Raw genomic sequence first — 12,747 nt, forward strand, 5'->3', positions numbered from 1 at the left:
ACGTGTCTTAAGTTCCTCTTCTTCTTCGGACAAAAATGCGAGTCTGCGAGCCCGATCCATAATCTGAATCAAAGCTTTGTAGTCGTCATTCACCACACGGTAATCCGTCTGTACTTCATTCACTTCCTTGGAGAGACGGTCATTCTCAAGACGTAGTTCAAGCAATTCATCTTCTTTCTCCCGAAGCTCCTTCTCCAGCATCTTGAGTTGACGACTACTCTCCTGCACCGTTCCCTTCCATTGTCGCAGGAAGCGGATTACTGCATCCATCGATAATGAATCGTCTGAGATCCCATCTGATTTGTACAGATGTTCTTCAGTGTCCAGTGTAGACAGCGCTGCAACCTGCGGTCCGAGCATAGCTGGTTGCTTTCTGAGATAACTTCGTTTTTGTCGTTGTGCCTTGGCGTTACTGATGGCAGAATCATACTTTTTACGTACACAACTGTTCCAGCGAAAACCGCATGCGGCAGATGTTCTGCCTATTTTTTCGCCCACCTCTTCAAAAGCGGCCAATTGTGTACTGCCTTCCCGAATATGACGCAAAGTAACCTCAGCCAATATCAAATCGTCCTCTGTACTCCAAGCATCCTGTCTCACTGCAGTCATGCTATAATACCCTCCTAACAACATCCTAAAATAACCGTCCGCATTACCGGAAGCCCGGTATGTGAATTAGGTATAAAAGCTGCTTCATTCATTCTTATGCCTCTCATAGAGTTCATAGAATTGATTTCATACTAAAATGTATTTCCACATTCAGGCTTGCTCATACGTGACATACGTAAAACATATCCCTCTATACTTACTTTGAGCAAAAAAAGAATTCGCTTTCATATCCAAATTTGTTTACACGTTTTTCCTTTCCCGGTATAATGTTGTGTAGACAATCTATGAACGTACTTAGGAGAGGAGGATTTACCGTGGCACGCATGTTTCGGGTACTCGGGTTCTTCACGCTTGCAATTGGCCTGATGGCTTTTGCGGGAGATCTGGTCGAAATGGCTTTGCTTTTTTTCCTGCAGACTGCGTTTTTTGTCATTTTGGGATACTTGAAATTTACCGAGCGAACGTACATATTGCTCTTCTGGGGTTATATGATCGTAACATTCACGGGGTTCAGCTACTGGACCGTATTCGAAATGGGTTTGCCGCTCTAATCCACCTGCAGCATCAAAGTGATCCGATATCTGTCGGGTTGCTTTTTTGTTGTGTTCAGATTAAATGAATGCTCATGGTGTTATGTAACCACTAAGGATATTTCACGTATTTGTTTCATATATTGTCTGGAAGACAACAAGCCTGTACGATTGTCATTTAAGAAGTGGAAAGGAGAATGGATCGGTGAAACATCAACACGGCATTTCCGCCTTTATATTATGCATCATTTTATTCCTCCAGCTACCTTTAGCCTATGCCTATGGAGAGTCTTCACCTGAGGATACACGTGAGATATTACAAAAAAGTCTATCCATCGTTGAAATCGATCATGAAATCGAACGCATCACCGAAAGGCAGAAGCAGCTGGCTCAACAACACGAGACATTATCCGTCCAGCTGCAGGAACAGGAAGAGCAGATACATATTCAGCAAGATCGGGCCGGAGCTGTAGTGAGGTCCTACTACACAGGAGAACGCGACAGCCTCCTCATGACGGTCCTGGGAGCCAGGTCATTCAAAGACCTGTTTGTACTGTATGATTATTACCAGATTATTATCGGACGGGATCAGGCTGTGCTGGACAAGTATCAGGTCCGTTATCGCAATCTGCAACAGACTTCCACTCAGATTCGTCAGACTACAACAGAATTAACCGAAATGAAGACTAATCTTCAAAACCAGCGGGAACGTGTAGTCGCCTTGCAAAAAGAAGTGGATGCCCAAATAGCCACCAGCGGAGATGCGGCAGCGATTCAGAAACTGATGGATGAATTAACCCTCTATTGGGAGAATATCGGCATCTATGAGGTGAAACGATATTTCAAAGCATTGGCATCTGCCATGCAGAACCTGCCCGATTTTATCCAAAAACAAAACGGAGGTATATCCACGACTGGAACAACGTATACGATTCGAATTGGGCAGGATGAGCTTAATTCATTTCTACGTTCCCAAAATTCAATCTTTGAAGACTTTGCCTTTCAGTTTAACCAGGATAAGATTATAGCTTCCGGTCAGCGGGATCAGTTGCAATTAAGCATTGAAGGACATTATACGGTAGAAAATGAACCTCAAAACTCCATTCGTTTTCATGTGGACAAACTTGTATTCAACCAGCTTGAATTACCAGACACCACTCGCCGAATGCTGGAAAAAGAATTTGACCTTGGGTTCTATCCACAGAAAATCCTCTCGTTTGTCAAAGCAACCGATGTTTCGACAAGTGAAGGCATACTGGAAGTAAAACTAGCTATATCCTTTTAAAGAGGTTGAACACGAACTTAACGTTAATTCGTCGTTCTAATACTGTCTACGTATTGATTCGCTGTAATTTCACCCTTTAAGAATTGTTGTACTTTTTTATGAAAACGAGTTATTAGAGCATGACTTTCGGTCGTTGCAGCAGGGACATCTTGGGTGGTCGGGAACCAGGATTGTCCCTTTGTCATGTCATAACGTCCAACGAGTTTCTCAGACTCCAAATCCAGCTCCTGTTGCTTTGCGGGCAACCGGTTAACCTGTTGGTACCATTTCAGCTGTGTCGTAGCGGACGTCATTCCTTCAATCCATCTACTGGCCTCCTCAGCCTCAACCGAACCCGCAGTAATAACAAGGCTTCTGGAGTTTACGGTTTCCAAGGTTTCGAAAGAAGTCCGCTCCAAAGAATCTTTATCCACTGTACTCGCTTGATCCGCATTCAATAATTGAGATAACAATGATACAACCATTGGTGTGCCGTTCTGGTCAGCAGTTGGAGAGAACTCTGAATTGGTAGACTCCAGCTTAATAAGGGGCTGAATCTGATTCATCAACTGAATCCCCTGCTGAAGATTCCCCGTTTGCGAATCTATTTGTGTTCGTTTAACTTGGTCTGGTGCCATTTTCGGTTCCAAATGATTCAGCCACGCATTTGTCCCGTACATATCATTGATGTTCATTGTAATTAAAGGGGTGCCTTCCGCAATGGCTTGTTGAGTAAGTTTGACCCACTGATCTTTATTGCGAGGTAATGACTCCAGACCAGCTCTCTTCAGAAATGAAGATTGTGTAGCCAGAATGTACGGATCAAAATCAAAAGGCATTCCCCACTGATAACCATTCCACTCTGTCATTCCCCGTAACCCAACTACCGTATCTCCTAGCGACTTCGATAATGTGGTTCCGTTTAACGGATACAGGTACCCTTTTTGGGCATAGTATTGCACTTCCTCACTATCAAGCAGAACAACATCACCGTTCTCTCCTAGTGAAAATTCAAGATCCAAAACATGCTTATATGTATCCGGCTTCTCATTCCGAAGATTAATCTCTACCAGCTGGGAAGCAGCAACTTCTTTAGCTATTTTTTGAAAGGCTTGGAACTCTTCATCCGACATGGCCACTACAATCTCCAGCGGAGCTTGAGCATCTTCATTACGGGACGAAGACCCAGGAAAAGCATCCTTCTCCTGATCCCGTTCCTGATTGAGCTGCGAACCTCTAAAGTCAAAACTCGGTGACAAGATCGTTAATGAAAGCAGCAATACCGCGAATAAAACAACCTGATGTCTACGCTTCATTAACTTCCCTCCCTGTTCACCTAGTTTTTTCCTGCAGCAATTATTGTAACAAATAAGTAGTACTCTTGTCCTACCCTGCCGAAAAACACTTTTTCGGATTTTTGCATAATACGAGCATATCGAGTTCTGTGTAATAACGCTTACTTATTTTTTCAGCAAAAAGCCGGCTCCAGGAGCCGGCTTCAATAACAACATTTTCCGGGAAATAAACCCCCTAAATATTACAATAAATCAGCTGCAAGCTGTGCCAGCTTGGACCGTTCTCCTTTTTCGAGCATAATGTGTCCGCTGATTCCCTCTTGTTTGAACCGTTCCACGATATACGTCAGACCATTACTGGCAGAATCAAGATACGGATGGTCTATCTGTTCGGGGTCTCCCATCAAAATAATCTTACTGCCTTCACCGACCCTTGATACAATGGTCTTCACTTCGTGGCGCGACAGATTCTGGGCTTCATCAATAATGATAAACTGTCCAGGTATTGATCTTCCACGAATATACGTTAAGGCCTCCACCTGAATACTGCCAAGCCCCATTAGGATTTTATCGATATCTCCGGCTTTTTTGGTGTCAAACAAAAACTCCAGATTATCATATATTGGCTGCATCCATGGACGAAGTTTTTCTTCCTTCTCACCAGGCAAATAACCGATATCTTTCCCCATTGGAACGACAGGGCGAGCGATCAACAGTTTTTTGTACTTATGATCATCCTCTACCTTAAGCAGACCTGCTGCAAGTGCCAGCAAGGTTTTTCCTGTTCCGGCTTTACCGGTGATAGTAACAAGCGGGATGTCATCATTTAAAAGCAGTTCCAGTGCCATGCGTTGTTGTGCGTTACGTGCACTAATACCCCAGACATTATCATTACTGAGGAAAAGCGGCTCCAGCTTTGTTCCCTCTGTGTTCACTTTAAGCAAAGCCGATTTATTGGTTCCCATCTCATCCTTGAGAATGACAAATTCATTCGGATACAACGAATATGACAACTGCAATGGTTTGATTGGTAAAAAACGATATGTGTAAAACTCATCAATCACTGACGGATGAACTTTTAGGGCCGTATAACCTGGATATAACTCACTGAGTCCTGCCGTCCGATCTGATAAGTAATCCTGTGTGAACAGACCAAGTACATCCGCTTTGATACGCACAAGTACATCTTTACTGACAAGCACGACCTGACGTTCAACTACTTCCTTTTCATTCTCCTCAATCTGATAATTCAGTGCGACAGCCAAAATGCGATTATCGTTGGACACTTCACCAAACATTTCCTGAACTTTCACGAAACTCCGATGATTCAGCTCTACTTTCAGGTTACCTCCATTAGCCAAAGGTACCCCACTGTGCAAGTGACCCAGCTCTCGTAAGCCATCTAACAGTCTGGATACATTACGGGCATTACGCCCAATTTCATCGGCATTTCTTTTTTTGGAGTCGATCTCCTCCAGTACAACCGCGGGAATGATTACCTCATGTTCCTCAAAGGCAAATATGGCATTGGGGTCATGCAGAAGCACGTTGGTATCCAATACAAAAATCTTTTTCATTCAATCCCCTCCAAAGCGGCGTCGTTAAAGGCATGAATAGTGTGATCTTTCAGCAGCGGCATGGACAATCATGATCCCATACATAAATGTATTCGACTAGGGCAAAATAATTGTCAACCATTCTGAAAAACTCCAAGAAAGGATGAACATTTATGAAAATATGGGTTTGCACGCTGCTTCTGATCTTTATACTTACAGGTTGCAACAGTTCCACACGCAGCGCTTCGCCGAATCAAGGTACACATGCGAAAGGTTACGGAGGAAATGTAACAACTCAGCAAGATCAAGGGAAAGGATCTCACATGCTCAATGCACAGGAAGATCGGATGAATCCTTCACGTTTGGACCGTCTCAATGAGAATACAGGTGAAGTCCATGATACCAACATTGCTGATGATGCACAGAGTGGCCGGATGCCCAATGAAAAACGAATCAATCACCTTAAAGCCCTTGCCAAGCAAGTAGAAGGTGTTGAAGATGCGAACTGCGTCATACTCGGTAATACAGCCGTAGTTGGCATCGATGTTGATGGTGAACTGGAACGTGCTCGGGTGGGTACCATTAAGTACGCTGTTGCCGAAGCACTTCGCAAAGACCCCGAAGGTATAGATTCCATCGTTACTGCTGATGCAGATGTCACAGAACGAATTAAAGAGATTGGTGAACATATTCGTCAAGGGCACCCAATCTCCGGTTTTGCTTCAGAACTCGCTGACATGGTGGGACGAATTATCCCTCAACTCCCGAAAGACGTCAAAGTTCGTCAAAATCCCGATGAACACGTGAATCAAAAACAACAAATGCAGCAGCTGCATTCATCAGACAAAAGACAACAAAAAGCCCAGTGATCTCTCACTAGGCTTTTTTCATGGCAGCAAAAACCTGCTCATCTAATTTCTCAGCAGCACGCTGATCATATATTTTGACATATTGAGGCACAGAGGACAATTGAGCGCCGTAAAACAGAGCATTCCTCACCGCTTCAATTGTAATGTCGAAACAGCACATATTAAATGGAACGTCCAGCAGCGGATCTTGTCGTACTGCAGCACGTCCGTTCACTGCGTACACCGTCTCTTCTCCAAAGACAGTTACCGTAATAAGCGGATTAGTAATCATGTTATTCACTAAACGTGAACGATGATCAATTGCTACACGAAAAGTAGAAGCATTCTCCGCATAAATCCAGGAGATGGCTGTTGAAGTCGGACCTCCAGATTCTACATCCACAGTGCTCAGAAGCACAAAGGTCTCATTCTTGAATTGCTGTAAAAGAGATTCAGTTAATTGTGTGACGGCTTCGGACATTCAACCAGCCCCCTAACCTTCTTTATGCAATTCTTGTACTTGGTTTATGTTATTATAGCATACCGATTAACGTGCTTCCAATCCCAAAAGAATGAAGGTTATTCGCCTGAAGGTGAAGCTGTTACTTTACCTGAAAGTGTATCTTGTAATGCCTGCTTGGCATTGGCGAGTTCCGTCTCATTAATATACACATATGGACTTCTCCACTCTCCGGTAACCGGAGTATAATGCACATCCGAAGTGGAAATGTTCCAATACGTTGAGATAAAGTTTTTCATTTGTTCCGATTCCACATCTGTCGTCATATTCTTGTCAACTGCACCAATCACTTTGCTGATCTTTGTAATGCCCCCAAGAGATTTCATCTGATCCAGCATAGAGTTCAGCACTTGGTTTTGACGTTTGTTACGATCAAAGTCATTGGATTCATCAGTCTTTGGATTACAATTGGATTTGCGGTAACGAACAAAATCTAGTGCTGCTTTACCATCGAGATGTTGTGCGCCTGCGACCAGATTGATATCTGTACCATCGGCTGTATCTCTATAACACATATTTTTATCCACAGTCACATCCACCCCACCTACGGCATTGACAGCATCACGGAATGCCTGGAAATTCAGGACGGTTGTATAATTAATATCTACATCCAAATACTTGCCCATCATTTCTTTCATCTGATCCTCTGCATTTTTGCCAGTGGTTTTTTCCTGTGCTTTGAATCTTGGATAATAGGAATTCAGTTTGTTGGATTTGTACCCATCCAATTGAATACGCGTGTCTCGAGGCAAAGATACAATGGTTGCCGTCTTGGTCTCCGGATTCAACGAAGCCACCATAACAACATCCGAGAGATATGTGCCAGTTTCAGGACGGTTATCTGTGCCTAATAACAGCATCGTGATCGGTTTGGTTGTGGCTGACATCCCGGGAGGTACCGGTTTATCGATGCCTGTATCCACGACTTGATTGTATACCCAGTACGCATATCCACCGCCTACCACAATGGCAATAACCAATAGACTTAAAAGGATTCTGCCAAAAGCATTCATTCTCTTTTTCTTCTTAGGCTGCTTGCCCTTGCCATTCTTCGATCCAGAAGCACCGGATTGCGTTGGTGCCTGTCTCCGTGGAGGCAGTCCGTTCGAATTTGAGTTCATATCTTCAACACCTTTATCACATCTGTTTTTGTCTAAATAAAAGACAACCGCTTTCCCTAAGGAAAACGGATGGTCTGTACAAGACAGGATTTATGAGTTTCGAGCGGCAGCTTCCGCTTTTTTCTTTTGACGACCTTCAATAAAATAACGCACTCTCACTAATAACATCAAACCAACCGCCACCAGCAAACATTGAATGATGGGAAGCTTGTCGATTTGAAAAATAAGAAGCATGAATGTGCCCATCGCCATCAAAATATAGAGAACGATTTCCTTACCAAGTGGCAATTTCTGACGTACCCGAAACACCTTATTATATACGTAAGTAATCAATACAAAGATGACGATGTAGGCTACGATCGGGTGTGATGCGAACCATGCTTGCATGCACAGCCAGCTCCTTTCGTGTTCATGCTAGGATAAGTTAACTGATTGATGGAATTCCCTTTAGCAACTTAGAGAGCCAGTACTTGCATCGTGACCGTTTCGGTCTCAGCTCGTTCTTCTGATCGCTGTTATCCCCAGATTTTTTTGATCCATTTTTCAATGGTAAAATCCGGGGATAAAGGCGAGCGCTTCGCTTCTTCAGAATCGATTCTGATCCCTACACTACTTTAGCTGTACAACCCTCTCGTTACTTGCCGGGCCCATCAAATGCTAACTTATATAGTTTATTTTGTTGTTATTAGGCTTTAGAAGCCATTTTGCGTTGTTTTTCTGCACGCTCACGCTCGGATTTGTTCAGGATCTTTTTACGAAGACGAATAGATTTTGGTGTAATCTCACAATATTCATCTTCATTCAGATATTCAAGCGCCTGTTCCAACGAGAAGATAATCGGAGTTTTAATTTTAACCGTATCATCTTTACCAGAAGAACGAACGTTAGTCAGTTGTTTTTCTTTGCAGATGTTAACAACGATATCATTGTCACGTGTATGTTCACCAACAATCATACCTTCGTAGATTTCAGTACCCGGCTCCAAGAAGAGTGTACCTCGATCCTCAACGCCCATCATGCCATAGAACGTAGATGTACCCGTTTCAGTTGAGATCAACACGCCTTGGTGACGTCCACCCACTTGACCGGATACTACTGGAGCGTAGCTGTCAAATGCATGGTTCATTACACCGTAACCACGAGTCAATGTCAGGAAGTTTGTGCTATATCCGATCAAACCACGTGCTGGAATCAGGAACTCCAGACGAACTTGACCACTACCTGTGTTAACCATGTTAACCATCTCTGCTTTACGTGCGCCCAGGCTCTCCATTACGGAACCCATGCTCTCTTCAGGGATATCAATCAACAAGCGCTCAACAGGTTCCATTTTCTTACCGTCAACTTCTCTTACGATAACTTCTGGTTTGGATACTTGAAGCTCATATCCTTCACGACGCATATTTTCAATCAGGATACCCAAGTGAAGCTCACCACGTCCGGAAACGATAAATGCATCAGGGCTATCCGTTTCGTCAACACGAAGGGAAACATCTGTTTCCAACTCTTTCAACAAACGCTCACGAAGTTTACGGGAAGTTACCCATTTACCTTCACGACCTGCGAATGGACTGTTGTTCACGAGGAACGTCATTTGCAGTGTTGGCTCATCAATTTTCAGAACTGGCAAAGCTTCCGGGTTGTTAGGGTCGGCAATGGTTTCACCAATGTTGATGTCCTTGATCCCTGCAATGGCAACGATGTCGCCTGCTCCTGCTTCTTCCGTCTCAATACGTTTGAGACCTTGGAAACCAAACAGTTTCTCGATACGTGCAGTTTTACTCTTACCATCACGCATAATAACCGTTACCGATTGTCCTTGACGGATCACACCGCGGTTAACACGACCAATGGCAATACGGCCAAGGTATTCATTGTAGTCCATCAAAGTAACGAGGAATTGAAGTGGTTCTTCAACATTTTCGGTAGGGTGTGGGATATGACTAACGATGGTATTGTAGATCGCCATCATATTGTCATCTTGTTTGGCAGGATCATTATCCATGCTGGATGTTCCGTTCAATGCGGAAGCATATACAACAGGGAATTCGAGTTGTTGATCGTTGGCACCCAGTTCAATGAACAGGTCCAATACTTCATCAATAACCTCAGTCGGACGAGCCGCTGGACGGTCAATTTTGTTTACAACAACGATTGGTGTCAGGTTATGCTCAAGTGCTTTACGAAGTACAAACTTCGTTTGTGGCATACAGCCTTCATAAGCATCAACAACGAGCAATACACCGTCAACCATTTTCATGATACGTTCAACTTCACCACCGAAGTCGGCGTGTCCTGGTGTATCCACAATATTAATCAGGTAATCTTTATAAGTTATAGCCGTGTTTTTGGCCAAAATCGTAATACCGCGTTCACGCTCCAAATCGTTGGAGTCCATTACGCGCTCCTGTACCGTTTCGTGATCTCGGTAAGTACCGGATTGCTGGAGCAACTTGTCAACGAGTGTTGTTTTTCCGTGGTCGACGTGGGCAATAATCGCAATATTGCGAATGTGTTCTCTTGAATGCATGTTTTGTATCCATATCCTTTCCAATTTCAAATCATATCTACTTAAACTTCCCGCAATTTCGCAGGTTACTCACAAAATAAGCGTCGGTGATATCCCGACGCATGTCTATATCCCTTATATTATAGTTTATTATAGGTAAAAATCAAGATATTTCGCACGAAAAGACCACTGGGAATGTTACCAGCCTCTCCCTTGACGCCCTCGTCCAAGTAATAACCAGACTCCACCCAAGATCAAAAGGACAGCAAGTACATAGATTATTCCCGTTTGCAGCAAGGTAAATCCGAATAATATGATCGACACCGCACCAAGGATCAAAGCTGCAGGTAACACATATTCCGGTCTTCGTCGTTCAGCCATTCCATATTCGAGTAACCCTATGGCGATCCCAAGCAAGAATGCTGGCCACAGCCTGCTCATAAGTCCAGCGCCCCATGTATTCGTTATACTGAATAAAACACCATACACCGTTAGTATGCCGGCAGGAACGAGTGACCACGATGGTGAAATACGCGCATAATATAACGCATGAAGGGCGATACCTGGCAGCAGGATCAGCAAAGGCCAGAAATTACGACCAATAAATCCAAACACGCCAAACTTGCCAAGCAGAATAATAATTCCCGCAGCTGCAATAAATAGTCCAATCGCTTTTTCATTTCTCATCCTCATCTAAAATCACCTCTTATACTATGGCTATGTACTTTATTTCTTCATGAACGATAGACATTCCATGCTGACTGTTGATATTCAGACCTTTAATCATGCTTCTAGTGTATCCGATGTTTCGGCAAAAAACTATACTTTATGTCGCACTTTGCGTGCGTCCTTTACCTGTATTACCCTAAAATGTGCAACTTATGACTACCCCAATGGTTGTTGTATTGACAAGCGTATTCTCTCAACACAAAACCGCCTAAACCGGACGGTTCAGACGGTCATCTGTTTAAGCTTTTATCCAAAATTAAACTATGCGTTCTTACGCACAAATTTATGTGCGCCTCCAATCGCAACCACAAGACAAGCCATCGCTACGGGTAGCAGCGTATGCACCTCTGATGCCATACCTCCCAGCCATTCTCCTAACTTGGGGTCTTTCATTACCATCTCACCTGCTGTGAAGGCTAAGATGCCTGATCCAACGAATACAAGAATCGGAAATCGCTTCAACAAACCAACAATCAACCCGCTCCCCCATACGACGATGGGGATACTGATTGCAATCCCAATGACGATCAGAGCCAAATCTCCATCTGCCAAAGCCGCTATGGCCAAAACATTATCCAAACTCATTACAAAATCGGCAATCAGAATGGTTTGAATGGCTTTCCAGGTCGTAGAAGCTTCTCGAATATGTACTTCATCCTCATTTTGAAGCAGCAGCTTTATTGCAATCCAGAGTAGTAACAGCCCACCTGCCGCTTGGATAAAGGGAATTCCCAGCAATAATACCGCTACAAAGGTTAACACACAACGCAGCAGTACCGCACCAAAAGCTCCCCACCATACCGCTTTTTTGCGTTGTATTGGTGGCAGATCCTTGCTGGCAAGCGCAATAACAACCGCATTATCTCCACTTAATACCAGATTGATCATTAAAATTTCAGTTAACAGCCATAGTGTATCCATGTCCTCATCCCCCCACATTAACTTGTATGTCGGAGTTGTCCATGCTATTCTTAATGATTGAACCGTATATAAGGAGTGACATATATCATGGAGCTATTTAGTCCCACATTCTGGCTGGCTTTGCTGAACGTTGTCTTTATTGATCTAATTCTGGCTGGGGATAATGCCATCGTCATTGGTCTCGCAGCTCGAAATTTGCACCCTTCCGTGCAGAAAAAGGCGATTCTATATGGAACTGGCGGCGCACTTTTGATTCGAATTTTAGCAACAGTTGTTGTTTTATGGTTGCTTAAAGTTCCGTGGCTCTTGCTTGTGGGAGGCATACTTCTGATCTGGATTGCCTATAAATTATTGGCGGATCAGGGAGATGAACACAATGATGTCCAGGCGGGAACTTCCTTGTGGACCGCTATTCGTACCATCGTGATTGCGGATGCAGCCATGGGATTAGATAACGTGATTGCAGTTGCTGGAGCAGCACAGCAGCATCTCGTGCTTGTCATCCTTGGACTCCTGATTAGTGTACCTATTATCGTCTGGGGCAGTACCCTGTTTATCAAGCTAATTAATCACTTTCCTTGGATCATCTATGTCGGAGCCATTGTTCTCGGGTATACGGCTTCCAATATGATTACTGAGGAACAGCGACTCTTGCCTTACTTTACGGAACATCCGGCATTGCGCATTCTCTTTATCGTTGTGGTTATTGCAGGTGTAGTCTTTGCAGGTTATCGCAAACGCTCCAGCAGTTCCGGCCACAAGGGATCTGGTGGGGAACAGCAGCGCTCCTATTCGTAGGCTAATTTAAACTAAAAATTTCATTCTGAATACAGCAAAGGACTGAA

The 12,747-nt window shown here is 43.8% G+C and carries 13 protein-coding genes; 4 read left to right on the forward strand and 9 right to left on the reverse strand.

The features are described 5' to 3' along the window. The coding region (locus tag C170_RS24130; protein ID WP_036614979.1) for an RsfA family transcriptional regulator at positions 1-609 on the reverse strand (609 nt) is incomplete at its 3' end. A 314-nt stretch (positions 610-923) separates the two neighbouring features. Between C170_RS24130 and C170_RS24135 the strand changes: the two genes are divergently transcribed. Both C170_RS24135 and C170_RS24140 read left to right on the forward strand, forming a co-directional pair. Beyond that, the gene (locus C170_RS24135) at positions 924-1,160 is read left to right on the forward strand and encodes a DUF2626 domain-containing protein (protein WP_017687281.1); all 237 of its coding nucleotides are present in this window, start codon (positions 924-926) and stop codon (positions 1,158-1,160) included. A gap of 184 nt (positions 1,161-1,344) precedes the next feature. Next, positions 1,345-2,424 (forward strand): hypothetical protein, encoded by a 1,080-nt coding sequence (locus C170_RS24140; RefSeq protein WP_036614980.1) that lies wholly within the window; start codon positions 1,345-1,347, stop codon positions 2,422-2,424. 23 nt (positions 2,425-2,447) lie between these two features. Here C170_RS24140 and C170_RS24145 read toward each other — a convergent pair whose 3' ends face one another. Both C170_RS24145 and C170_RS24150 read right to left on the reverse strand, forming a co-directional pair. Beyond that, positions 2,448-3,719, reverse strand: a complete 1,272-nt coding sequence (locus C170_RS24145) for an ABC transporter substrate-binding protein (RefSeq protein ID WP_036614982.1) — start codon at positions 3,717-3,719, stop codon at positions 2,448-2,450. 221 nt (positions 3,720-3,940) lie between these two features. Continuing rightward, positions 3,941-5,275 (reverse strand): PhoH family protein, encoded by a 1,335-nt coding sequence (locus C170_RS24150; protein WP_024628438.1) that lies wholly within the window; start codon positions 5,273-5,275, stop codon positions 3,941-3,943. Positions 5,276-5,427: 152 nt separating this feature from the next. Here C170_RS24150 and C170_RS24155 point away from each other — a divergent pair, with 152 nt between their 5' ends. Beyond that, positions 5,428-6,123 (forward strand): YhcN/YlaJ family sporulation lipoprotein, encoded by a 696-nt coding sequence (locus C170_RS24155; protein ID WP_036614985.1) that lies wholly within the window; start codon positions 5,428-5,430, stop codon positions 6,121-6,123. A 7-nt stretch (positions 6,124-6,130) separates the two neighbouring features. Here C170_RS24155 and C170_RS24160 read toward each other — a convergent pair whose 3' ends face one another. The 6 genes from C170_RS24160 to C170_RS24185 all read right to left on the reverse strand — a co-directional run bounded on the left by C170_RS24160 (position 6,131) and on the right by C170_RS24185 (position 11,902). After that, positions 6,131-6,583, reverse strand: coding sequence for a pyridoxamine 5'-phosphate oxidase family protein (locus tag C170_RS24160; protein ID WP_017687276.1), 453 nt, complete (start codon positions 6,581-6,583; stop codon positions 6,131-6,133). A gap of 98 nt (positions 6,584-6,681) precedes the next feature. Further along, positions 6,682-7,743, reverse strand: coding sequence for an LCP family protein (locus C170_RS24165; protein WP_036614987.1), 1,062 nt, complete (start codon positions 7,741-7,743; stop codon positions 6,682-6,684). Between the two features lie 90 nt (positions 7,744-7,833). Further along, complete coding sequence (locus C170_RS24170; RefSeq protein WP_036614990.1) at positions 7,834-8,130, reverse strand: YlaH-like family protein; 297 nt, start codon at positions 8,128-8,130, stop codon at positions 7,834-7,836. Positions 8,131-8,428: 298 nt separating this feature from the next. Continuing rightward, entirely contained in the window at positions 8,429-10,273 is a 1,845-nt protein-coding gene (gene typA, locus C170_RS24175; RefSeq protein WP_036614992.1) for a translational GTPase TypA, read from the reverse strand. Between the two features lie 177 nt (positions 10,274-10,450). Next, positions 10,451-10,945: a hypothetical protein gene (locus C170_RS24180; RefSeq protein WP_036614997.1), complete on the reverse strand. Its 495-nt coding sequence runs from the start codon at positions 10,943-10,945 to the stop codon at positions 10,451-10,453. 297 nt (positions 10,946-11,242) lie between these two features. Further along, complete coding sequence (locus C170_RS24185; RefSeq protein ID WP_036615000.1) at positions 11,243-11,902, reverse strand: TerC family protein; 660 nt, start codon at positions 11,900-11,902, stop codon at positions 11,243-11,245. 87 nt (positions 11,903-11,989) lie between these two features. Here C170_RS24185 and C170_RS24190 point away from each other — a divergent pair, with 87 nt between their 5' ends. After that, positions 11,990-12,700: a TerC family protein gene (locus tag C170_RS24190; RefSeq protein WP_036615002.1), complete on the forward strand. Its 711-nt coding sequence runs from the start codon at positions 11,990-11,992 to the stop codon at positions 12,698-12,700. Positions 12,701-12,747: the final 47 nt, after the last annotated feature.

This window comes from Paenibacillus sp. FSL H7-689, assembly GCF_000517905.1.
Taxonomy (GTDB): Bacteria; Bacillota; Bacilli; order Paenibacillales; family Paenibacillaceae; genus Paenibacillus; species Paenibacillus amylolyticus.

Coding starts and splice junctions, on each gene's coding strand:
- C170_RS24145 (WP_036614982.1), bottom strand. CDS start 3,719: ATGAAGCGTAGACATCAGGTTGTTTTATTCGCGGTATTGCTGCTTTCA.
- C170_RS24150 (WP_024628438.1), bottom strand. CDS start 5,275: ATGAAAAAGATTTTTGTATTGGATACCAACGTGCTTCTGCATGACCCC.
- C170_RS24155 (WP_036614985.1), top strand. CDS start 5,428: ATGAAAATATGGGTTTGCACGCTGCTTCTGATCTTTATACTTACAGGT.
- C170_RS24160 (WP_017687276.1), bottom strand. CDS start 6,583: ATGTCCGAAGCCGTCACACAATTAACTGAATCTCTTTTACAGCAATTC.
- C170_RS24165 (WP_036614987.1), bottom strand. CDS start 7,743: ATGAACTCAAATTCGAACGGACTGCCTCCACGGAGACAGGCACCAACG.
- C170_RS24170 (WP_036614990.1), bottom strand. CDS start 8,130: ATGCAAGCATGGTTCGCATCACACCCGATCGTAGCCTACATCGTCATC.
- typA (WP_036614992.1), bottom strand. CDS start 10,273: ATGCATTCAAGAGAACACATTCGCAATATTGCGATTATTGCCCACGTC.
- C170_RS24180 (WP_036614997.1), bottom strand. CDS start 10,945: ATGAGGATGAGAAATGAAAAAGCGATTGGACTATTTATTGCAGCTGCG.
- C170_RS24185 (WP_036615000.1), bottom strand. CDS start 11,902: ATGGATACACTATGGCTGTTAACTGAAATTTTAATGATCAATCTGGTA.
- C170_RS24190 (WP_036615002.1), top strand. CDS start 11,990: ATGGAGCTATTTAGTCCCACATTCTGGCTGGCTTTGCTGAACGTTGTC.